Source organism: Ralstonia pickettii, assembly GCF_000607165.1.
Classification (GTDB): Bacteria; Pseudomonadota; Gammaproteobacteria; order Burkholderiales; family Burkholderiaceae; genus Ralstonia; species Ralstonia holmesii.
This window is the reverse complement of record NZ_JFZG01000025.1, coordinates 39,316-62,173: the sequence shown is the minus strand read 5'-3', so window position 1 is coordinate 62,173 and position 22,858 is coordinate 39,316. Positions and strand designations below refer to the sequence as shown.

20 protein-coding genes are annotated in these 22,858 nt (G+C 63.4%); 11 read left to right on the top strand and 9 right to left on the bottom strand.

From position 1 onward, the window contains the following. Positions 1-170: 170 nt before the first annotated feature. The 10 genes from BG83_RS0122435 to BG83_RS0122385 all read left to right on the top strand — a co-directional run bounded on the left by BG83_RS0122435 (position 171) and on the right by BG83_RS0122385 (position 11,992). The gene (locus BG83_RS0122435; RefSeq protein WP_024978841.1) at positions 171-1,766 is read left to right on the top strand and encodes an oleate hydratase; all 1,596 of its coding nucleotides are present in this window, start codon (positions 171-173) and stop codon (positions 1,764-1,766) included. A 272-nt stretch (positions 1,767-2,038) separates the two neighbouring features. Next, the gene (locus tag BG83_RS0122425) at positions 2,039-2,338 is read left to right on the top strand and encodes a DUF2933 domain-containing protein (RefSeq protein ID WP_024978839.1); all 300 of its coding nucleotides are present in this window, start codon (positions 2,039-2,041) and stop codon (positions 2,336-2,338) included. 21 nt (positions 2,339-2,359) lie between these two features. After that, positions 2,360-3,028 (top strand): methyltransferase family protein, encoded by a 669-nt coding sequence (locus BG83_RS0122420; RefSeq protein ID WP_024978838.1) that lies wholly within the window; start codon positions 2,360-2,362, stop codon positions 3,026-3,028. Positions 3,029-3,041: 13 nt separating this feature from the next. Next, positions 3,042-4,406: an MBL fold metallo-hydrolase gene (locus BG83_RS0122415; RefSeq protein ID WP_024978837.1), complete on the top strand. Its 1,365-nt coding sequence runs from the start codon at positions 3,042-3,044 to the stop codon at positions 4,404-4,406. Continuing rightward, positions 4,403-5,914 carry a thymidine phosphorylase family protein gene (locus tag BG83_RS0122410; RefSeq protein ID WP_037032340.1) on the top strand — a complete coding sequence of 504 codons (1,512 nt, stop codon included), beginning with the start codon at positions 4,403-4,405 and terminating at the stop codon, positions 5,912-5,914. The genes BG83_RS0122415 and BG83_RS0122410 overlap by 4 nt, the downstream gene beginning before the upstream one ends. An 81-nt stretch (positions 5,915-5,995) precedes the next feature. Continuing rightward, entirely contained in the window at positions 5,996-6,280 is a 285-nt protein-coding gene (locus BG83_RS0122405; protein WP_024978835.1) for a hypothetical protein, read from the top strand. Further along, positions 6,280-7,632 carry an SAM-dependent methyltransferase gene (locus tag BG83_RS0122400; RefSeq protein ID WP_024978834.1) on the top strand — a complete coding sequence of 451 codons (1,353 nt, stop codon included), beginning with the start codon at positions 6,280-6,282 and terminating at the stop codon, positions 7,630-7,632. Before BG83_RS0122405 ends, BG83_RS0122400 begins: the two co-directional genes overlap by 1 nt. A gap of 5 nt (positions 7,633-7,637) precedes the next feature. Continuing rightward, entirely contained in the window at positions 7,638-8,288 is a 651-nt protein-coding gene (locus BG83_RS0122395) for a DUF6629 family protein (RefSeq protein WP_024978833.1), read from the top strand. Continuing rightward, positions 8,285-10,672: a heavy metal translocating P-type ATPase gene (locus BG83_RS0122390; RefSeq protein WP_024978832.1), complete on the top strand. Its 2,388-nt coding sequence runs from the start codon at positions 8,285-8,287 to the stop codon at positions 10,670-10,672. Before BG83_RS0122395 ends, BG83_RS0122390 begins: the two co-directional genes overlap by 4 nt. A 6-nt stretch (positions 10,673-10,678) precedes the next feature. Then, on the top strand, positions 10,679-11,992 hold the full coding sequence (locus tag BG83_RS0122385) for an MFS transporter (RefSeq protein WP_024978831.1): 1,314 nt from the start codon (positions 10,679-10,681) through the stop codon (positions 11,990-11,992). A 131-nt stretch (positions 11,993-12,123) separates the two neighbouring features. Here the strand turns inward: BG83_RS0122385 and BG83_RS0122380 are convergent, their stop codons facing one another. The 4 genes from BG83_RS0122380 to BG83_RS0122365 form a co-directional block, all read right to left on the bottom strand. Then, positions 12,124-12,405: a hypothetical protein gene (locus BG83_RS0122380; protein ID WP_024978830.1), complete on the bottom strand. Its 282-nt coding sequence runs from the start codon at positions 12,403-12,405 to the stop codon at positions 12,124-12,126. Positions 12,406-12,603: 198 nt separating this feature from the next. Beyond that, complete coding sequence (locus BG83_RS0122375; protein ID WP_024978829.1) at positions 12,604-13,110, bottom strand: TPM domain-containing protein; 507 nt, start codon at positions 13,108-13,110, stop codon at positions 12,604-12,606. Continuing rightward, entirely contained in the window at positions 13,104-13,943 is an 840-nt protein-coding gene (locus BG83_RS0122370) for a TPM domain-containing protein (protein WP_024978828.1), read from the bottom strand. Before BG83_RS0122370 ends, BG83_RS0122375 begins: the two co-directional genes overlap by 7 nt. Further along, positions 13,940-14,560, bottom strand: coding sequence for a LemA family protein (locus BG83_RS0122365; protein ID WP_024978827.1), 621 nt, complete (start codon positions 14,558-14,560; stop codon positions 13,940-13,942). The genes BG83_RS0122370 and BG83_RS0122365 overlap by 4 nt, the downstream gene beginning before the upstream one ends. A gap of 226 nt (positions 14,561-14,786) precedes the next feature. Here BG83_RS0122365 and BG83_RS0122360 point away from each other — a divergent pair, with 226 nt between their 5' ends. After that, positions 14,787-15,968 (top strand): methionine adenosyltransferase, encoded by a 1,182-nt coding sequence (locus BG83_RS0122360; protein WP_024978826.1) that lies wholly within the window; start codon positions 14,787-14,789, stop codon positions 15,966-15,968. Positions 15,969-15,989: 21 nt separating this feature from the next. Here the strand turns inward: BG83_RS0122360 and BG83_RS0122355 are convergent, their stop codons facing one another. The 5 genes from BG83_RS0122355 to BG83_RS0122335 all read right to left on the bottom strand — a co-directional run bounded on the left by BG83_RS0122355 (position 15,990) and on the right by BG83_RS0122335 (position 22,818). Then, positions 15,990-17,696 (bottom strand): ABC1 kinase family protein, encoded by a 1,707-nt coding sequence (locus BG83_RS0122355; RefSeq protein ID WP_024978825.1) that lies wholly within the window; start codon positions 17,694-17,696, stop codon positions 15,990-15,992. Positions 17,697-17,779: 83 nt separating this feature from the next. Then, a complete protein-coding gene (locus BG83_RS0122350; RefSeq protein WP_024978824.1) occupies positions 17,780-18,931 on the bottom strand; it encodes a hypothetical protein in 1,152 nt (383 codons plus the stop codon). Further along, a complete protein-coding gene (locus BG83_RS0122345) occupies positions 18,924-21,413 on the bottom strand; it encodes an ABC transporter permease (RefSeq protein WP_024978823.1) in 2,490 nt (829 codons plus the stop codon). Before BG83_RS0122345 ends, BG83_RS0122350 begins: the two co-directional genes overlap by 8 nt. Then, positions 21,410-22,111 (bottom strand): ABC transporter ATP-binding protein, encoded by a 702-nt coding sequence (locus BG83_RS0122340; protein WP_024978822.1) that lies wholly within the window; start codon positions 22,109-22,111, stop codon positions 21,410-21,412. The genes BG83_RS0122345 and BG83_RS0122340 overlap by 4 nt, the downstream gene beginning before the upstream one ends. Beyond that, positions 22,108-22,818, bottom strand: a complete 711-nt coding sequence (locus BG83_RS0122335; RefSeq protein ID WP_235193245.1) for an outer membrane lipoprotein-sorting protein — start codon at positions 22,816-22,818, stop codon at positions 22,108-22,110. Before BG83_RS0122335 ends, BG83_RS0122340 begins: the two co-directional genes overlap by 4 nt. Positions 22,819-22,858: the final 40 nt, after the last annotated feature.

Sequence of the window (22,858 nt, the reverse complement as noted above, 5' to 3'; positions counted from 1 at the left end):
CTAGAATGGGTCTGATGAACGGCCACCGTCGCTGTCGTCAACATTGAAGAAGCTTCCGCGCAAGACCGACACGCCAGCATCGCGGCTTTGAACGCGTAGGGCTTGGCTGGTGCCGCGATACGTCGTATGCGCATTCCGTCAAACACCAACACTAATCACGTGACAAGTCCATGAGCCAAGCAGCGAATAATGAAAGCCGGAAGGCCTACCTGGTCGGCGGCGGCATCGGGTCACTGTCGGCGGCCGTGCTGCTGATCCGTGACGGCGGCTTCAAAGGCTCGAACATCCGCATCGTTGAAGAGCAGCGGGTTGCAGGCGGAGCGCTCGATGGGTCAGGCGACCCTGACAAGGGTTATGTGACCCGCGGTGGACGCATGTTTACCGAGGAGACGTACGTCTGTCTTTGGGACGTGCTGGACAGCATTCCGACGCTTGATGATCCGCAAACCAGCGTCAAGCAACAAGCCTGGGCATTCAACGCCGAGTGGCGCTCGGACGCACGTGCCAGGCTAATCGATAGAGAGCGGCGCATCCTCGACGCCAGCAACCTGGGCTTCGACCTGCAGGACCGCCTGGAAATCATGCGCCTGCTCGTCACGCCCGAGCGACTGCTGCATACCCTGCGTATCGAGGACTGCTTCTCACCGCACTTCTTCGAGACCAACTTCTGGGCGATGTGGCGTACAACTTTTGCGTTTCAGAACTGGCACAGCGCGATCGAACTCAAGCGCTATATGCTGCGCTTCCTCCAGGAATTTCCGCGTATCCACACACTTGCCGGCGTGCGGCGCACGCCGCTGAACCAGTACGACGCCATCGTTCGGCCGATGGAGCAGTGGCTCAAGCAGCACGGTGTCGTGTTCGAGTACGGCACCAGAATCGTCGACGTCGACTTCATTCAGAGCGGCGACAACCGGCGCGTGGAGCGGCTGCACGCGGTGCGTGACGGGCTGCCTGAGACCTACAGCGTAGGCGATGACGATCTCACCCTTTTCACGATCGGCTCCATGACCGCCGATGCGACCTACGGCGACGACCACAACGCGCCCAAGCTCATTCGCGACAAGCGAGACGGTGCCTGGACCTTGTGGGAGGCGATGGCGCGCAAGGTACCGGGTCTCGGCCGGCCCAACGCATTCTGCGGCAACGTGGACGAAAGTAAGTGGGAGTCGTTCACGCTGACGATGCGCAGCCCTTTGCTGGTGCGGCGAATCGAGGATTTCACCGGCAACGCCCCCGGCACGGGCGGGCTGATGACTTTCAAGGATTCGAGCTGGCTGATGTCGATCGTCGTGCCCCACGCACCGCACTTCATCGGACAGCCCGAGGACGTCTACACACTCTGGGGCTATGGCCTCTTCGTGGACAACAAGGGCGACTACATCGACAAGACCATGGCGCAGGCGACCGGCCAAGAGATCCTGACCGAGTTGATGCACCACCTGCGCTTCGAGGACATCCTAGACGAGGTGCGGAAAACGACCACCGTGATCCCGGTGATGATGCCGTACATCACGAGCGAGTTCGAGCGCCGCGAGCCGTCCGATCGGCCGCTGGTCATCCCGCATGGCGCGACTAATTTCGCCTTGCTGGGACAGTACGTTGAGATTCCGCAGGACGTGGTGTTCACCGTGGAGTATTCGGTGCGCGGCGCAATGCACGCCGTCTACGGACTGCTCGGCCTGGAGAAGCAGATTCCGGCGATCTATCACGGCGTCGCTGATCCGGTAGCCGCGCTGGCGGGCCTGAAAACCCTGATGACTTGAAATACGGGGCAACGCAGCGTCAGCGCTTGACCCACATCAATTAGGCGTCGGTGCCCGGGCCTAGGCTGAATTCATCACAATCGAATTGCGCAAGCGGATGCCATGCCCCTCCACCGCCGCCCCCTTCATCGCTGGACAACCCGAGTGCAGCCGGCGCGCTTGCCGCAGTTGCTGCCACTGCTCATCGCTCTCCCCTGCTTGCCGGTGCCAATCTTGAGACATGGCGAGCAGAGCCGCTTCGCCCATCATCCCAACTTGCCAAAGGAGTCCTCATGACCAACGGTCATATCGCCACGCGGCGCAGGCAGGCCGGTCGCGTCGGTTCCGGCCCGGTTTTTGTGGGCTTTGCCCTGATCGCGCTGTTCTTCCTGTTCACCGAGCACCGAGCGCACCTGTTCGGGTGGCTGCCCTTCCTGCTACTGCTCGCGTGCCCATTGCTACATCTGTTCCACGGACACGGGAACCACGTCGGACACGAGGAGGATGCGCACGATTCCGAGGAGGGCCGCGCCTCATCCACGGTGAAGGCCCCTCAGTCGCCGACCCAGAACGTCTCGCATCATCACCACTAAGGACTTCCCGAGGAGCACTCCATGGATCAGTCCACATCCACCCCTGCCTACGGCCTGTGGTCGCTGGTGGTCATCAATTCCCTGGTCTTCATCATCTTTGCATTCAGTTTTGCCAAGCCGCAAAGCTCGCGCGACTGGCGCTCGTTCGGCGCCTTCTCGGCCTTCCTGGTGGCGCTGTTCACTGAGATGTACGGGTTTCCGCTGACGATCTACCTGCTGTCGGGTTGGCTGAGCTCGAAGTTCCCGGGCGTGAACTTCATGTCGCACGACGCTGGACACTTACTGGAGCTGATGTTCGGCTGGCGCGCCAACCCGCACTTCGGGCCGTTCCACCTGCTAAGCGCCCTGTTCATCGGGGGCGGATTCTGGCTGCTCTCCGCGGCTTGGCGCGTGCTGTACCACTGCCAGCGCCGCCACACGCTGGCCACGGCCGGCGCCTACGCGCGCATCCGGCACCCGCAGTATGTGGGCTTCGTACTGATCATGTTCGGTTTCCTGCTGCAGTGGCCAACGATCCTCACGGTGGTCATGTTCCCGATCCTGGTATTCATGTACGTGCGCCTGTCGATCAACGAGGAGAAGTGGGCGGAGCGTGATTTCGGTGACGAATGGAAGGCCTACGCGGCCCGCACGCCGCGCTTCATTCCGCACTTCGGCGGCACCCAGACCGACCGCCAATATCACGCATGACAAGGTGAGGCCGATGAAGCTCAGTTTCCTCGGTGCGGCCGGCACGGTGACCGGTTCGAAGTACCTGGTGGAACACCAGGGGAAGCGTCTGCTGGTGGATTGCGGCCTCTTCCAGGGATACAAGCAATTGCGGCTGATGAACTGGGAGCCGCTGCCATTCGATCCTGCCGGCATCGACGCGGTGGTGCTCACGCATGCGCACCTGGATCATTCGGGTGCGCTACCGCTGCTGGTCAGAGAGGGATTCCGTGGGCCGATTCTGGCAACGCGCTCCTCAATCGAGCTGTGCCAGTTGCTGCTACCAGACAGCGGCCGCATTCAGGAGGAGGACGCGGCCTACGCTAACCGGCATCACACGTCCAAGCATGCTCCAGCGCTGCCGCTGTACACAGAGGACGACGCACGCCAGGCGCTGGAACATCTGAAGCCGGTGCGCTTCGATGACAGCGTGGAGATCGCTGAGGGCCTGTCGGTGAACCTGCGGCCCGCCGGTCACATCCTGGGCGCTGCATCGGTCGAGCTCACCGCAGGCAGCACCACCGTGCTCTTCTCGGGCGACATCGGGCGCTCGGATGACTTGGTGATGCGCCCAGCTACCCCGATCCACAAGGCCGATCACATCGTTGTCGAATCGACCTACGGCGACCGCCTGCACGAACCCGAAGCGCAGGCCGAAGCCGCGCTCGGCGAGGCGATCACGCGGACGGCGGCACGCGGTGGCATGGTCGTCATTCCTGCCTTCGCGGTCGGCCGGGCGCAGCTACTCTTGTACCTGATCCACCGGCTCAAGCGGCAAGGTGCGATCCCGGACCTGCCCGTGTTTCTCGACAGTCCAATGGCGGTCGACGCCACTGAGATCTACCATCGCCACCACGCGGAGCACAAGCTGTCGCTCGAAGACTGCATGGGCATGTACAAGGCCGCGCGCATGGTCCGTACTCCTGAGGAGTCGCGCGCGCTGGCCCGCCTGACGTTCCCAGCGGTCATCATCTCCGCAAGCGGCATGGCCACTGGCGGGCGGGTGCTGCACCACCTGAAGAATCTGGCGCCGGACAGGCGCAACGCGATCATCCTCGTCGGGTACCAGGCTGGCGGCACACGCGGTGCCCGTCTGCAGGCCGGGGAGCGCAGCCTGCGCATTCACGGGGAAGACGTCGCCGTGCGGGCCGAAGTCATCTCGCTGCAAGGCATGTCGGCGCACGCCGATGCACGGCAGATCATCGAGTGGCTGCGCAGCGCACCGGTTGCACCACGCTCGGTGTTTGTGACTCACGGAGAACCTGGACCGGCCGACGCGATGCGTCAGCGCATCGAGCGGGAATTGAGGTGGTCCGCCAGCGTACCCATGCTGGGCCAGCACGTGGAGATCACCACATGAGGGCGCACCTCGACACCTCCCTCACAGTACGACCCATGGGCATTGAGACGCAGCAGGAATATGTTGTCTATATGCACCGCGACTGCCATGTCTGCCGCTCCGAAGGCTTCGAAGCGCAGGCGCGCGTCCTGCTGCGGGTTAACGGCCGCTCAATCATCGCAACGCTGAACGTTGTCGACCCGCCGCTGCTTGTGCTGGGCGAGGCGGGTCTGTCCAAGAGCGCTTGGCGCGCGCTTGCGCCCGTGCCGGGTGACCGCGTTGAAGTCTTGCACGCGCCGGTACTGGATTCGATGAGCCACGTACGCGCGAAGGTCTATGGGCACCAACTCGACGGACCCGCGCTGGACTCGATTGTCGAGGACGTAGCCGCCGGCCGCTACCCGGACACCCACATCGCAGCGTTCCTGAGCGCGTGCGCCGGCGGCCGGATGAGCCTGCAAGAAACCATCGACCTGACACGGGCGATGGTCGCCGCCGGCGAGCACATTGACTGGGGGCGCTCGCCGATTGCCGACAAGCACTGTGTTGGTGGGTTGCCGGGCAATCGCACGACGCCCATCGTTGTCGCGATCGTCGCGGCGGCCGGGCTCACGATGCCCAAGACCTCGTCGCGGGCGATCACCTCGCCTGCCGGCACCGCCGACGTGATGGAGACGATGACACCTGTAGCACTGGACGTCGCGCGCATGCGCCGCGTCGTCGAGCGCGAAGGCGGATGCGTCGTGTGGGGTGGCGCCTTGGCGCTCAGTCCGGCTGACGACATCCTAATCCGGGTCGAGCGACCGCTCGATCTGGACAGCGATGCACAGCTCGTCGCGTCGGTACTGTCGAAGAAGATCGCGGCCGGCGCCACCCACGCGGTCATCGACGTGCCGGTTGGCCCGACGGCCAAGGTGCGCAGCGACGCGGACTACCAGTGCCTGAAATTGCTGCTGGAGCAGGTCGCGCAGGCGTGCGGCCTGCACCTGCAAGTGGTACGTACGGTCGGCATGCAGCCGGTCGGGCGTGGCATCGGACCGGCGCTGGAAGCCCTCGACGTGCTCGCCGTCCTGCGGGGTGCGGCGCGCGCGCCGTCAGACTTGCGCATGCGTGCCATCGGGCTCGCTGGTCGCCTGCTGGAGTTCTGTGGGCACAGCGCACCGGGGGACGGCGCGTCGACCGCAGGCCACCTGCTCGACAGCGGCACCGCGTGGGCCAAGTTTCAGGCGATCTGCGAAGCGCAGGGAGGCTTGCGCGAGCCGGCGCTGTCGCCACTGCACGAACCCGTACTGGCGCAGCGTGACGGCTTGGTGCGCGCTATCGACAGCCGTAGGCTGGCGCGTGTAGCCAAGCTGGCCGGCGCGCCAAAAGCGCCCACTGCAGGGCTGGAATTGCAGGTCAGGCTTGGCGATCGGGTCGAACGGGGCATGCCGCTGTTCACGCTGCACGCCGAGGCCCCTGGGGAACTGGAGTACGCGCTGGACTACCTGAAGGCCCACCCACTGATCGACGTGGGAGAGCCACGATGACACCGCTCTTATTGGCAATGCCGGTCTTGGCGAGCACATACGCCAGTACTGGCCGACGACATCATCTCCACCTGCCGCACCGTGATCGAAGCCATCGGCCACCTGCGCCGCGGCGGCTTGGTCAAGCCGGTGTGCATCGCGGTTCACGCAGTGTTCTCGGGCAGCGCGGTGCAGGACCTGACGACGGCGGGAGCCGGCAGCATCGTAAGCTGCGACACGATAGCCCAGCCTTCCAACACCATCTCCATCGCCCCGGATCTTGCAGATGCGGTACGCGAACTCCTGCAGGCGCCAAGAGGTACGCCCGTGAAGGCGAGTATTTCCCCCTCTGACAACGAACCGCCAACCGAGCAGGAGGCCAGATGATGAACACGACCACAGATGTCATCCGCCACTTGCACCCGGCGGACACCGAGCGGGCACTGCGCATCCTGCGCCGGTTGCTTGATGGAATGGAAAGGCCGCCAGCGCTTCGGCTGTGGAACGAATCGCGGTATGGATACGACACCGAGGCCGATTTCACTCTGGTGGTGCGCGATCCTAGCCTGTTGCGTCAACTGGTAATCGGGCACGACCCGATCCTGCTGGCCGACGCCTACTTTCGAGGCACCCTCGATGTCGAGGGGGATCTGTTCAGCGCACTTCGCCTGAAAGACCACTTTGAAGCGATCAACCTGTCGTGGCGAGACAAGCTGGCACTGTTGTTGGACGCGCTGAAACTGCCCGCCCGGGGCCCCAGTGAGGTCAAACCGAACACCGGTTTCGCGTCGCGAGTGGCGCGCCGGTTCGCGCACCAGCATTCGCGCCGCAGCGACCGCGCCGCAATCTCCTTCCACTATGACGTCTCCAACGCGTTCTACGGCCTGTGGCTGGACGAGGAGCGGGTGTACTCCTGCGCCTACTTCGAGCAGCCCACCGATTCGCTGGACACCGCGCAGCGCAACAAGCTCGAGCACATTTGCCGCAAGCTGCGCCTGAAGCCCGGCGAGCGGTTGCTGGACATCGGCTGCGGCTGGGGCGCGCTGGCGTGCTGGGCTGCTCGCGAGCACGGCGTGCACGCCCACGGCATCACGCTGAGCGAGCGGCAGCTCGAATACGCGCACGAGCGTATCCGAGCCGAGGGATTGCAGGACCGCGTCACGGTTGAATTGCGCGACTACCGGGACCTGCAAAGCCATGGCATTTATGACAAAGTCAGCAGCATCGGCATGTTCGAACACGTCGGCCTGGCTAACCTGCCGGCGTATTACGCAACGGTGCGCCGCGTGCTCAAGCCAGGCGGCCTCTTCCTGAACCACGGCATCACGCATGACGAGGAAGGCTGGAACAAGACGGCCGCCACGGAGTTCATCAACCGCTACGTGTTTCCGGACGGCGAACTCGACTGCGTCAGCAACATCCTGCTCGGCATGGAGCGCGCGGGCTTCGAGATCCATGATGTCGAGGGCCTGCGTCCGCACTACGCAATGACCCTGCGGCACTGGGTACGGCGCCTGGAAGCGCAGCGCGAGGCGGCGGTTGCCGAAGTCGGCGAAGCTGCCTACCGTGTCTGGCGCTTGTACATGGCAGCCTGCGCGCTCGAGTTCGAGGCCGGGGGCAGCGGCGTCTACCAGATTCTCGCCTCGAACCGTCCCTGCGGCCACCGCAGCCAGTGGCCGGTCCCACTGACCCGGCGCGACCTGTACCGCAGCCGGCGGCAACTAACCCGGGGAAGCTGAGCGCCATGTGCTTCTCCGCCACGGCAAGCTTTTCGGCCGGCACGGTGCTGCTGGCGATCGGTGCCGTGACCCTGCCCATGGCGCGACGGCCAGCCGATCGCCCGTACGCGGCCATCCCGTTGCTGTTCGCGCTCCAGCAGTTTATCGAAGGCGCGGTGTGGCTGACCTTTGGCGGCCCGCCCGGACTCAACTTCGCCGCGATACAGGCCTACTCGTTCTTCTCCCACGTGCTGTGGCCAGTGTACGTGCCCGTCGCGACATGGCTGATGGAACCGAGCGGCCCGCGACGCCGCGCGCTGTGCTCCTTCATGGCCGGCGGGCTGGCGGTGAGCGCCTACCTGCTATATAGCCTGGCGACCAACCCGATCCAGGCGCATCCCGTGGGTGGCCATGTGGACTACCACTCGCCGCACTTCTACATTGCTGCATCGATGACGCTGTACCTGCTGTCCACGACGGTCAGCCTGCTGCTCTCCAGCCACACCTGGGTCAAGGTATTCGGCCTGCTGGCGCTCGGTTCGTCGTTCGTGTCCTATCTTGTCTATGCCCGTTGGTTCATCTCGGTGTGGTGCTTCTTCGCCGCTGTGCTGAGCGTTGCAGTCGCGCTGCACTTCATCGCACGCCGGTCTTTATCCTCCCCACGGATTTTTATATGAGCACAACAGCTACCTTTGAGGTCACCGGCTTGCTGTCCCCGCTGTCTGCGCGCGGCGTCGAGAAGCATCTGGCGCAGATGCGCGGCGTCGAGCGGGTTTCAGTCAACCCGGTGGCTGGTTCGGCCACCGTCACCTACGACCCGCGGCGCACCGACTCGGAACGCATCCGGGTGGCGATCACGGACTGCGGCCACCACTGCGCCGGGGAACTGACACCCCATCACCTGTGCGGCCCGATGGAGCACGCCATGCATCGCGCAGCGCATGAGCACGCGCCTGCCGGTCATCCGCCCGAGCACGCCGCCATGGATCATGCCGGCATGGAGGCGATGGCCCACGAGATGGGGCATGGACCCGGCATGGACGCCAAGGCGATGGCGCTCGACATGCGCAACCGCTTCTGGATCTGCCTGGCGTTCGCGGTGCCGATCTTTCTCTATGCCCCGATGGGTATGGACTTCATCAAGCTGAAGCCGCCCTTCGGAATCAACCTCGGCATCTGGCTGTTCCTGCTGGCCACGGGTGCGGTGGTCTACCCGGCGTGGCCCTTCTTTGTAGCCGCCGCGCGGGCGCTGCGCAATGGCGTGCTCAACATGGCGGTACTGGTGGTGCTGAGCGTCGGCACCGGGTATGCATTCAGCGTGGGTAGCACCTTCGTCTTCGGTGGGGCGCAGTTCTACGAGGCAGTTGCGGTGCTGCTGGTGTTCATCCTGCTGGGGCATTGGTTGGAGATGCGGGCTCGCGCGGGCGCCTCGGAAGCGATCCGCGCGCTGATGGACCTCGCTCCGCCCAAGGCCACGGTGCTCCGCAACGGTCGGGAGTTGACGGTAGCGACTGCGGACGTGCTGCTCGGCGACGTCGTCCTCGTCCGCCCAGGCGACAAAATTCCGGTCGATGGGGAAGTGCTGGAGGGCGCATCGCAGGTCGACGAATCGATGCTCACCGGCGAATCAATGCCGGTGAAGAAGTCCGCCGGCGACAAGGTGATCGGCGCGACGATCAACAAGAGCGGCAGCTTCCGCTACAGCGCGACCAAGATCGGCGCGGACACTGCCCTGGCGCAGATCGTCAAGCTGGTGCAGGAAGCGCAAAACTCGAAGGCGCCGGCACAGTTGCTAGCCGACCAGGCTTCCCAATGGCTGGTGGTGATTGCGTTCGTGATCGGCGTGGCGACGTTCGTCGCCTGGTACTTCGCGCTTGGCCAGCCGGTGCTTCTGGCCCTGACACTCACGATCACAGTGTTCGTGATCGCCTGCCCCGATGCACTCGGGTTGGCCACCCCGATGGCGGTGATGGTCGGCACCGGTCTTGGCGCGATGAACGGTATCCTCTTCAAGAATGCCTCCGCGCTCGAGGAAGCGACACGGCTTGATGTGGTGATCTTCGACAAAACGGGCACGCTCACGCTCGGTCAGCCCGAGGTGGTCGACATGGCCGTGGCCCGCCATGTCACCGTCGACGAGCTGTTGCGCATCGCTGGCTCCGTCGAGAAACTATCCGAGCACCCGCTCGCGGTCGCAATCCTCAAGCGCGCAGGGGCACTCGCGTCGGAGGCGATCACCGACTTTACGAACATCGATGGTCAAGGCACGCAGGCCACGGTCGCCGGCCACCTCGCCTTGCTGGGCAATCGGCGCCTGATGGAGGCCAACGCCATCGACCTCGGCGAACTTGCCGGCGAGTCCGAGCGTCTGCAGGGCCAAGGCCGCACGGTCGTGCACGTAGCCCACGACGGCAGCCTCATTGGCCTCATCGCGATTGCAGATGCCGTGCGACCAACCTCGGCGGAGACTGTCAAAGCGCTGCATGCCAGGGGCGTTCAGGTGGCGATGCTGACTGGCGACAACCAAGCAACGGCCGAGCGCATTGCGCACGAACTCGGCATCGACATCGTGCTTGCTGACGTGCTGCCGGGCGACAAGGCCGCGAAGGTCAAGGAGCTGCAAGCGCAAGGCAAGAAGGTCGGTATGGTCGGTGACGGCATCAACGATGCCCCTGCGTTGACGCAGGCCGACGTCGGCTTCGCTATCGGCGCTGGCACTGACGTCGCGATGGAAAGCGCCGATGTCGTACTGATGAAGAGCGACCCGCTCGATGTGGTTGGCGCGATCGAGCTATCGCGCGCGACCTTGCGCAAGATGCACCAGAACCTGTGGTGGGCGGTCGCCTATAACGTGATTGCGTTCCCGCTAGCGGCCGGCGTGTTCTACCCGTTCACGATCAGCCCGGAGGTGGCGGCTCTTGCAATGTCGGGCAGTTCGGCGTTGGTTGCAGTCAATGCACTAATGCTCAAGCGCACCCGGCTCACCGGCATCCGGCGCGCTACGGCGGCAACGGTGCGCAACGGCATCTCCGAATCGGCCGCAGCCCAGAGTACAAGCTGAACAGCCATGCGCGACGTCCCAACTGCTCCCCTTCCGCCGCCGGCCGAGCGGGCTGTATGGCCCACATTGGTGGTGCTGCTGGCGATGGTGTTTGTCGTCGCGCTCGGCTACGGCGCGGGGCTGCCGCTGCTGCAGTTGTACCTATCGCAGTATCTGGGCAACGTCACGCGACAGACGCTCGCGTGGCATGTCGGCATGCTGGGCGGCGTCTACACGCTCGCCCTATTCGTCTTCGCGCCGTGGTGGGGCCGCCAATCCGACCGGCATGGCCGGGCGGTGGTTTTGATCGCGGGCTTTGCAACGTACCTGCTCGGGACCGCGGCTGCCGCGTTGACGCCCAGCCTGGCCATGATCTATGTCAGCCGGTTGATCGCCGGCGCTGGCGCGGCCGCCATCGTGCCGGGGGCCCAGGCCTACGTAACCGACATCAGCGACGCCGTGCAACGCAGCCGGCGCTTCGTACTCATCGGCAATGCTGCGTCCGTTGGCTTCCTGGCGGGGCCCGCCTTCGGGAGTTGGCTGTCGGGTCCCGTGATGGGCGTGCGCGCCGGACAAATGGCAGGCATGGTCAACTGGCCGGCGCTGGCAGTCGTGACCGTCGGTCTGCCGCTGCTGCTGACGGCACCCCGATGCCTGCAATCGCCGCGCCCGACGGACGCCGGAATCAGTACATTGCGCAGCATGAGCCGCGAGCGCCGGCAATTCGTCGGCGCCTCCATGCTGCTGGCGACGCTGGCGTCGTTTGCCACAGGGACATTCGAAGTGGGCTTTAGCCTGTTTGGCGGCCAGACGCTGGGCCTGTCGAACTCGACGATGGCGGCCATGTTCGTCACCTGCAGCCTCGCGATGTTGGGTGCGCAGTCCTTGCTGCTGTTCCCCGCGGTACGTCGGCGCATCGACCAGCGCTGGGTCGCGGGTGCCTTCATCGCCTCGGCCGCCGCACTTGGATTTGCCGCGCTGGTGCCGGGCGCTGGCGCACTCGGGCTGTTGATTGCGGTGGTAGCCACCGGCATCGGGATGATCGGGCCCGTGCTGTCGTACGAACTGCTGGAACGCGATCGAACCTTTGCTGGGTCGCTGCTTGCACGGCAGGCTGCCGCGGGCAACCTGGGGCAGGCCCTGGGCTCAGTTGGGGCCGGCAGCTTGTTCGGGTGGAATCCGCTCGCGCCGTTCTGGGCCGCGGCAGCCATATTGCTGCTCGGTTCCCTGGCGGCGTTGCGCTGGTGGGGTGTAGCCCGGCAGGCTGAGCGTAGTCTTGCGCCACCTCAAGCCCCACGACCCGGTACTAGACGAACTGCGAAGGGAAGGCATCGCGCGTGACGGCGATACCTCCAATGCGGCGGGTCCCACCCTTGTGATTCAACGCCCTCTGACCTTTTCGCCGAGGGCCGAATGTCTAAAGCCCAGACGGGAAGTTCATGTCTGGAATGTTCACTTCCCTGGTTCGCCCGTTACGTGGATGCGCCTTCGCTGGAAGGATAGCGTGTGTCTCCAGCCCACGCCCCGTCCGAATAAATTTCAAACTTCCCCGCCTTGCCGCCGTCGGTATAAGGATCGCGCGTGCTCGTCGAACGCGAGCCGTCTGTATAGGCGTCGCGTGTCATGCGCCCGCCGTCGGTGTAGACGTCACGTTGACCATTTGCACCGCTGCTGAAGGTTGCCGCGGTAGCAATGTTCGCGCAGAGAGCGAGCAGCGCAGCGGCAATCACAGAAGTCTTCTTGATTCGGTTCATCGCATTCTCCTAATGTGGCTGAGTTAAAAAACTTGCTTTGCGAGCCACTATAGGAATCAGCCCCTGACTGGGCGATGACGTTGAAATTACGAGTTCGTCATTCGGGAGGAAGGTCGCGCGACACGCAGTCAGGGGAGCGATGGAACATGTTGACCTCCTAACGCGACTGCACCGGGATTGGAGCGTTGAATTCGGCGCTCACAAAATCACGGGCTTGTCGGGTAATTCGTCTCGGCGACGATCGCGCGCCGGAAAATGCAGCGTCAGACTCTGGATGACAGCCTGCACGCCTTCAATAACCCCGCGCTGGTGCTCACCCTGTTGGAACGCCGCCTCCATCTGCCTGCAGATCGACTCCCACCCGTGGGGGCCAACCTTCGCATGGATACCGCGATCAGCCACGATCTCAACTGAGCGGTCCGCCAACAGGAGATAGATCAAGACGCCATTGTTCAGCTCGGTATCCCAGACATGTAGCTGCGAGAAGACTTCAAGCGCGCGCGCTCGCGGCGAGAGCCCCTTCAGCAAGGCAGGAAAACTCAGCGCGCCCTCCACGGCAAAACAGAGATGCCCGACATGAGAGGACTCGCTCTGCGCGATGGCCTGCTCGATTGCATGCATCGTCTCGCGCGGGAATGCGCGTCTGACCTGCCAATGGGTCATCGGCAGATGGCTCACCATGCGCCTAATATTTGCCCTTACCATTTGCCCGAAGCTCCACCGCCGCCAAAACCCCCGCCGCCGCCGCCGAATCCGCCACCGCCCATGCGCCCGCCAATGCTGCGCGAGCCCACATGGGCGCCCATACCGCCGCCGAGCAGCGTGAACATGAGCGCGATGGCCCCGGCAAAAACGGCGACGAACATCGCGCCCGAAAGAGCCCATGCGAGCAGGCCGACCGCGCCGCCCGTCGCCACCGCCCCAGGAAAGCGGCCCAGCATTGCCCGCAACACGCCGCCCAACACCAGGGTGAGAAGCAGAATGACAGGCATATACGACCGAATCGAATTGGGGCTGTAGCCATTCCGTTCCGTCGGTGGCGGTAGCGGCTCTCCCTCGATCACGGCAAGGATGCTGCTGACGCCTGCCGCCACGCCACCGTAGAAGTTGCCTTGCCTAAACTGCGGCACAATCACTTCGCTGATGATGCGCTTGCTTGCCGCGTCTGTCAGGACGCCTTCCAAGCCGTAGCCGACTTCGATGCGCACCGCACGATCGTCCTTTGCGATGATGAGCAACGCTCCGTCATCCACACGCTTGCGGCCTAGTTTCCATTGCTCGACCACACGAATCGAATACTGCTCGATCGTCTCCGGCTGGGTAGTGGGAACAATGAGCACCCCAACCTGCGAGCCTTTCTTCGCCTCAAAAGCCTGCAGGGAGGCTTCCAGCGTGGCCTGCTGCTCCGGTGTCAGCGTGCCGGTCTGGTCAGTCACCCGCGCTGTCAGGGGTGGAATAGCCACCTCAGCCGCGACGCCGAGCGCCACAAAAGCCGTCACCGCCACCAGTATTCCGCGCGCGGCCCTGAGCAGGTTCATTTCGTCATCCCCGGAGTGCTTGCGGGCGCGGTACCGAACTCGACTTGCGGTGGCTTGGCAATGGCCTCTTCGTTGGCCACCGTGAAATTGGGCTTTTCTTTATAGCCGAAGGCCATGGCGGTCAGATTCGAGGGGAACGAACGCACGGTCACGTTGTAGTTCTGCACCGCCTGGATGTACCGGTTGCGTGCAATGACAATCCGGTTTTCCGTGCCCTCGAGCTGCGCCTGCAGATCTCGGAAACCGGCATCCGCCTTCAACTGGGGATAGTTCTCCGACACTGCAAGCAGCCTGGACAGTGACCCTGAGAGTTGCCGTTGGGCGGCCTGGAACTGGGCAAACGCTTGCGGGTCGTTGAGCAGCGCGGGCGACGCCTGGATGGAGCCGACACGGGCGCGAGCCTCGGTCACCTGCGTCAGAACTTCCCGTTCGTGGCTGGCGTATCCCTTAACGGTGTTGACCAAGTTCGGCACCAGGTCGGCGCGGCGCTGGTACTGGTTCACCACTTCCGACCAGCCGGCCTTGACCTGCTCGTCCTGGGATTGAATGGTGTTATAGCCGCAACCGGTGAGACCCAGAATGAGCATTGTCGCGAATGGCAGCCATAGCTTGCGCATGGAAGATGTCGTTTTCATGATCTGATCGCAGGAAGGTCCTGGAGAACACCGCGACGCGCCGAAAACCGTTCCAGCGCAGCGTGTGCGCCATTAGGCAATGGATTGGGTTGATCCCAGTCTAGTCGCTCAAGTGACGCGTCTGTTGATACGCCTCAAGGACCCTGGATCGACGGAGCGTGACGCATAGAATGACAACATCACGCGACACAAGAACGGGGGCACCGTTATGCCAGCCCTGGAAGAGATTGCACTGTCGGTCACAGCCGTGCCGTCGCAATGGTCCACGCAGACCGAAATGTGCGAGCACAAGGGCATCGGTCACCCCGACAGCCTTTGCGACGGCGCGGTCGAGGCTGCCGCCCGTGCCCTATGCCGGGCATACCTTGGGAGCTATGGGGCCATCCAGCATTTCAATCTGGACAAGGCGCTGCTGATCGGCGGCATCAGCCGACCAAAATTCGGTGGCGGTGACGTGCTGCGCCCCATGCGGCTGATCGTTTCGGGCCCTGTGACGGAGTTGCCGTCGGCCCCGGCCCAGGCGGTCGTCGAGCAAGCGATCCGTGGTTACCTGATCGAGACCTTGGGCAACGTCGGCAACGCGATCGGCATTGAGCCGATCCTCCGGCCCTCGGCCCCGAACCTTCAGCGCGTCACGTCACCCTCCTCGCTCCCGCTGGCCAACGACACCTCTTTTGGAGTCGGCTACGCGCCGCTCTCCTCGCTCGAAAACGCGGTGCTCCGTGCCGCAAAGATTTTGCGTTCCAGCGATTTTCGAACAGCCTTCGAGGTAGCCGGACTGGATTACAAGATCATGGGCAGCCGTCACGATACGCATCTGCGATTGACGGTTGCACTTGCACTCGTCGACCGATGCGTGCAAGACACCGAAGACTACTTCACGCTGAAGGGCCGGATTTCCGCCTACCTTGCCGAACGCCTGCCTGCGTGCAAAATCGCGATCAATACGCTCGATAACCCTGCAGCGCGCGGCGAGAACGAACTCTACCTGACCGTCACGGGCTTGAGCGCGGAGCACGGCGACGACGGCGAAGTTGGCCGGGGAAACCGCGTCAATAGCCTGATTACCCCCTACCGGCCCATGTCGCTGGAGGCCGCCGCCGGGAAGAACCCGGCAGCGCATGTCGGCAAGCTCTACAACGTGCTGGCGCATCGGCTAGCGGGCCGCATCCATGCCGGCGTCGATGGCGTCAACGCCGTGACGGTCCGCCTACTCTCGACAATCGGCCGGCCCATCGACCAGCCTCAACTGGCAGCAATCGACGTGGTCGCCGCGGGCGGCCTCTCGCCGGCACAGCAGCGGCAAATCCGCGAACTCGCCAAACAGGAGTTGACTGCGCTTCCGGACCTAGTCAGCGAGCTGGTAAGCGGCACGTTGAGCGTGTTCTAGGTCAACTGCCACCTGCGTCCCTTATAGCTTTCCAGACCGCAGGATGGCGATGGCCCACGCAAGCCCCATGACGGACGCAACCACAAAGCCGACAAGTCCCAGCAGCGGAATCCCCCAATAGTGCGGCCCGTTCCCGCTGTGGAACGTCATGACGATGGACGAGCCAATGACAAGGCTGGCGATAATCAGACTCAGGCTCAACCGGTTGCTCGCCCGGTCGATGTGCGCTTCCAGGCCTTGCAATTGATCGTGTTCGATATGAAGCGTCGCTTTCCCGCCGCTCAAGACCTCGACTGCGCGGTTCAACATGTCGGGCAGGTTACTCACAGCGTGGCGCAATGAGCGCTGCGTGCGAAAACCTCGGCTGATATCGGCAAGCGGAAGATTGAGACCCTGCAACACGTGGCGGCCAAGCAAGCGCGGCACATAGTCGTGCAGCGACATCAACGCATTGAAACTGGGGTCCATGGTCAGCGCTTGCGCCTCGATCAGCATGAAGGCCTTCGAAACCAGCAGGAACTGGCGAGGCAGCCGGATCTGGTGACGCTGACTCAGTTGTGCGAACTGCCGCACGATCTCGCCAAACGAATAGCCTTTGCCCGCAGCCTCGTAATACGCGCTGAGCGCCTTGGCGGCATCGCGGGTGAAGGCCTCGCGGTCGACACCCTCGGCAGCGACACCCATCTCGAAATAAGCGTCCACCATCCACGCAATGTCCGCCGAACTGACAGCCAGGATGAGCTGGGCGAGCGCTTCCTGATCATGCGCCGACAACTCGCCCATGATGCCGAAGTCGTGCAGGCATAGCCGGCCATCGTCGAGGAGGAACACATTGCCAGGATGCGGATCACCGTGGAAGAACCCGTGCTCGAAGACCTGTTTCAGGAATGACTGCATCAGCTTTTCCGCGACTTGCTGCCGATGCGCGAGGTCCGCGGGTTGTTGCGCGAGCTTGTGGCCGAGACTGCGCTCCATCGTCAGGACGCGACGGCTGGTCAGGTCCCAGTAGATGCCCGGCACAACGACATCGGGATCGCCCTCGAAGTTCTCACGCAAGCGGTCGCCGTTTCGCGCCTCAATGTGATAGTCCAGTTCATCGCTGATGAGCCGCCCGAATTCTTCGACCAAATCCGACGGGCCGAACCGGCGGGCCTCTGGAACATGGAGCTCCAGCCGCCGCGCAAGAAACCGCATGATGTTGATGTCGGCGTGAATGATCGGCTCAATGCCGGGGCGCTGCACCTTGACCACAACGCTACTGCCGTCCATGAGGTGCGCCGTATGGACCTGGCCGATCGATGCGGCGGCAAGAGGCGTCTCGTCGAATTCGGCGAACAATTCCTCGACAGGTTTTCCCAGTTCGCGCTCGATGATGGCGCGCGCCTGGTCACCGGGAAATATCGCGACGTCGTCTTGGAGCTTTTGTAACTCCTCGATGTAGCTCTCCGGCAGCATGTCACGCCGCAAACTCAGAAGCTGGCCGAATTTGACGAATGCCGGACCGAGGCCCTCCAGCATTTCACGAAACCGCTTCGCGTCGCGCAAGTCGGTCTTTGCGGTTTCATGTGCGCTGTCGAACACCGTGCGCCGCAGATGCAACCGCTCCACATAATGCGCCCAGCCCGCGCCGGCCAGCGCGCGCAGTATCTGCAGCAGTCGCGGAAATGCGGCGGTAGCCGCTGCGTTGCCTTCATCGCGATCCTGACCTGCCTGGGTTGTTGCGTTCATGGGCCCCTCCACTGTCCTCGGAAACGCCGCCGTTCATGGCTCGGCTTGCGGCGGTCAGTCTGAGGAAATGCAAGTGTTGTCGGCTAAAAGAACCACTGGATCTGGGTAAAGTAAATGTTGCGAAGATGACCGTACTCGCTACCGCCGCCGCCCATGAAGAATTGAGCGCCGATCGACCAGTCCAGGTTCGTCTTAACGGAATATCTCAGGACGGGTGACAGGAACCGGCTCTTGTCGTCGAGATTCTGCGCGACATAGCCCTCGCATTTGAGTAGCGGAGTGATCTCATAGCTCACGTAGCCGCCCAAATAATGCTTGGCAACACTCTGAACCTTGCCAGCGAACAGGGACGCGAAATCGTAGGCGGCAGGATTGGTCGTACCGGCGCCGTTGTAGTAAAGCTCACCGCTGAGCGTCAACGTATTTGCAAAGGCGTAATCGAGCGCAAGCACCGCGCGCTGATAACTGGCCCCATTTGTTGCATGCACAAGCGTGAACTCGCCGCGCACGCCAGCGGCGCCAATCTGGCCTGCCACATCGACGCCCGCTACTTCTTCATTTCCGAAGCGGCCCCCGACCAGCGAATAGTCGACACCGGCGGCATTCGAGTGCCAGTTGAGCGCCGCACTGGAACGTGCGCCGCCGTGCTCCGGTGCGTACACCGCACTCACGCGGGAAAGCGGGCCAAGCTTGTGCTCAGCAAGAACTGCATCAACGCCGACACGTTCCTCGCGTTCAAGGGCGATGGGATTGAGCGGGTTGAGCAAATCAAGCGGGCTCCAGAACCGGCCAGTCCCCCACGCAATACGCTGCCGTCCGACCCTTAGGTCCGTGTCTCCGGATGAGAGCGTGACATTGCCGCGATAGAGGCGCTGCCTGCCTTCATACGAGCGGCCCCTGAGGTAAGTGCCGTCGAGATTCAGATATTGGTCCGGAGCCAGACTCTGCTGGGCTCCAAACTGAGCGGTGCGCAAATAGCTGCCGAGCAGCACTTCATTGTCGTATTGCAGATCGACGGCAACATGGTCGGAAACGTTGCCTTTGACCTCCAGCCGCAGGCGATTGAGGTCGAACACGTAGCGCTGCCCTGCCGGCAGGATTGTTTCCGAACCTTCCAGAAGGGACTTGTAATAGCCGGAGAACTTCACCCCAGAGCTGGGAGCCGAGGCTTCCTGTGCCATCGCAGAATGCGCTGCCGTGGCGGCCAACCCGAGCAGCACAGTCTGCTTAAACATGGCGAATCGCCTGCACAGGATCGAGCCGCGCCGCTTTGGCTGCGGGATAGAGCGATACCAGCACGCCTGCGACCAGCATGGCAACGCCTGGCGGGACCACCGTCGCACTGACGACGCGCGGGTAGATGATGCCCGTCAGCCCAGGTATTGCGGAATATCCGGCAAAGAAGCTCGACAGGTCTATGCCGGCATGCCCCAGATACAGCACCAGCGCGATACCAGCACCATAGCCGACGGCCGCAGCCAGCAGCAGCAAGGCAACGGTCTCGTACACGACCATGCGCCGCAACGCTGCCGGCGATGTGCCAAGCGCCAGCATCACGCCAAACTCGCGTGTGCGCTCGGTAACAGCCATGAAGACGGTGTTGATGACCGCACTTGTAATCACCAGAAGCAGCACGGCCAGGATGATATTGCTCACCACGCGCAGGAGCCGACTCATGTCTTCGAGCTGCGGCAGGAGTTCTTGCCAGGGTACGACCGTCGGGTCGGCGGCGCCAATACGCTCGCGCAGCATGGCGATGGCGGACGAAACGCGCGCGCGATCCTCAAGCCGGATATTGATGGTGGAGACGCGCGAACCGAGCGCCAGCAGCGACTGCGCGGCTGGTAGCGTCACGAACGCAAACGCCCCGTCGAAACTGGCACTCTCCGTCGAAAAAATGCCGCCCACGCGATACGCTGCCGTTCCGAGTTCACCGTTGGCGGCCTGGGCCATGACGACGATCTTTTCGCCCAGTCGAACACCAAGCTTGTCGGCCAGCTTGCGCCCGACCATGATCTCGCGATCGGCTCCCGGTGCGAGCGCGCGGCCCTGGACGACTGTGCGGGCGATGAATGTGACCTCGGCTTCCGCCACCGGATCGATGCCGATCAGCATGATGCCTTCGGATTTCGCGGCGGTGCTCGCCAGCGCCTGCGTCTGGGTGCGCGGCGCGGCGGCAGTCACCCCGGGCGTGCCACGGACGGCGTCCAGCAGCGAGGCGGCACCGTCGATGGCAAGCTCTGGGGCGTAGTCCTTGCGAAAGCCCTTGCGCTCGATCTGGATGTGCCCCGTCAGGTAGCGCGTGGAGTTCTCGATGGTCTGATCGAAAAAGCCGTCGAAGAACCCCAGAATGAACACAAAGCCCACGATGCCGAAGGCGGCGCCTGCGGCCATGAGAACGGTGCGTCGTGGATTGCGCAGCAGATTGCGCAGCGCAAGCAGCACGAACACCGGCAAGCCGAGCCCCCCTGTGTCATGCGAGGACACCCGCATGGCAGCCGGGAGCCCACGAATCGCCTCGATAGGCCTTAGCTGCACAGCCTTGGCTGCAGGGTAAAGCGCTGCGAGCCCGGCAATGACGAAGACCGCCACCGACAGCACAATGCCGCGCTCGACGCTGACCACCGGATAAACGACATCAGAGAGTCCGGGCATCGTGCGCAGCCCCGCTTCGAACGCATGGAGATGAATACCCGCACGCGCGAAATACGCGTTGATCGACCAGCCGACCGCGTTGCCAACGACCAGCCCCACGAGGCCCAGCAGCATCGATTCATAGAGGACCAGCCGGAGGGCGCGCGCGCGGTTCATGCCGACGGCAAGCATGATGCCGAACTCGCGCGTGCGCTCCATGACGGACATGAGCACCGGGTTCGCCACGGCAAATACCACGACAACGAAGAACACCAGCAGCACCACGTAGGTTGTGACCTCGTGAAAGCGAGAGCTGACCGCTACCATCGGCAGCAGCCGCGGCCACCCCACGACTTCATAACGGTCGCCCAGACGGGCCGCAAGATTGACGCCAACCGAATCCAGCGCCGTTCGATCGTGTAGCCGCAGCGCAATCGCGGTGGCGCCGCCGGGTGCGGAGAGAAACTCACGTACAGTTGGCAACGGCATCACGGCGACGTAGCCATCGAGATCGTCGATCTTGCTGCGGAAAATACCGCGCACGGGGTACTTGCCACTCGATATCGAGCCGTCGTAGCCTTGTCCCACGAACACGATGTCCTGACCAGGTTGCACCGCGAGGGACTCGGCGAGCTTCTCCCCAATCAAGACACCAGGCGTCTCGTTTTCCAGAGTCCGACCGGACACGATTGCATCGGAGAGGATCGTCACCTGCGCTTCGTCTGCCGGCTCAATACCCACCAGCATGACGCCGCGCGATTTGTCGCCACGGCTCACCAGTGCTTTGGTTTCCAACCGGACACTGGCTGCAGCAACGCCCGCCTCATCGCGCACGGTGCGCAGGATGGGCGCCGAATCTGGCATCGCGAGATCCAGGATCGGATCGTCGTGATACCCCTTGAGGTGCACTTGCGCATCGCCGGCGAAATAGCGCGTGGTGTTTTCAACCATCTCGCGGTTCATGCCGTCGGTGAACCCCCAGAGGAAGATCATCGCGATCAGGCCAATGGCGATCGACGAAATCGTGATCGCAGAACGCCTTCTGTTACGCAGCACGTTGCGGATGGCGAGCGACAGCATCATGGCGACCGCCGCTCGTCAGCTTCGACCCGGCCATCACGCAGGCGGATGACACGCCTCGCACGCTCGACCACCATCGGATCGTGGGTGGAGAAGACGAACGTCACGCCGCGCCGCTCGTTCAAGGTCTTCATCATGTCCATAAGCGCAGCGCCGGCTTTCGAATCCAGATTGGCAGTCGGCTCGTCGGGCAGCACGATGATCGGCTCGGCCGCGATGGCGCGCGCCACGGCGACGCGCTGCTGCTGGCCGCCGGAGAGCTGCTGCGGCCGCCTGTTCTCCAACCCGTCGAGGCCAAGCTCATTGAGCAGCGCAATGGCGCGCGTGCGCCGCTGCACGGGCGGCACGCCCTGCAGGAGCATCACGAACTCCACGTTTTCCAGCGCCGAGAGCACAGGAATCAGGTTGAATTCCTGAAAAACGAAACCGATTTTGCGTAACCGGATTTCCGAGAGCGCGCTCTTGCCCAGTTGCCCGATTTCCGTGCCATCGACCCATACGCGTCCCTCGCTGGGTGAGTCGAGACCGCCGATCACATTCAGCAGCGTCGTCTTGCCGGAGCCCGACGGGCCGACCAGCACGGCGAAATCGCCCCTGCGGATCTCCAAGTTGATTTGCTGCAGTGCACGCACGGCATTTCCGCCCTGCCGGTAAAGCCGGGAGACTCCAGCCAGCTTGACGACAACGTCAGCGGTGTTCATGGCTTTTGCAGGTTGCGCTGGGTAAAGATATCCACGTCGAACGGCTGGTCATACTGCGCAGACTTGACAGTAATCGTCGTGGAATGGCCGGGCTCGTTCACCGGCCGCATCTCCCATTTGGTCGGGATAACGCGTCCTCCCATCGGGCCGACATTGGAGAAGGTCAGGACACGCACGAGCTCATTACGCTCGTTGTAATACTCCTGCTTGAGCGGAATCGAATCCGCTTGCCGGACCCAATAAAGAATCTTGCCCCAGACGACAGGCGCATCGGGCTTGGGAATCGACTCGATGACGTAGGATGCGGCGCCGTTGAGATTTTCGGTACGCAGAACCCGGTGCGTGTAGTCATCCACGACGCTGCTCTGCTTGACGAGATCGTCGTTCGTGAAGTCGGAACCCATCCAGGGCTGCAGCATCATCGATGGCGGAATCTTGATCGTGCGCTCGATGTTGGGCAGGTAATTCCACATCTCGGCGCCAATGCGCAACGATCCGATTCCCGCTTCCTTGGCGGGCGCGCGAACGCGGATAAACGAGCGGCGTGGCCGCTCCATCCACGCGCGCAGGTCCAAGGTGCGCTGCCAGCGGGGGGTGGTGATGGTCATCTCGAATTCACCCTGCAGCGTCTTGCCCCATAGCAAGGTATCGACGCGTTCGACCAGCGTGCGCCCGTCCGGCTCAGCGGCGCGCGTGGCGGCGGGCATGCACGCCACGACGAGCGCCAGACAAAACGCACGAAGCATC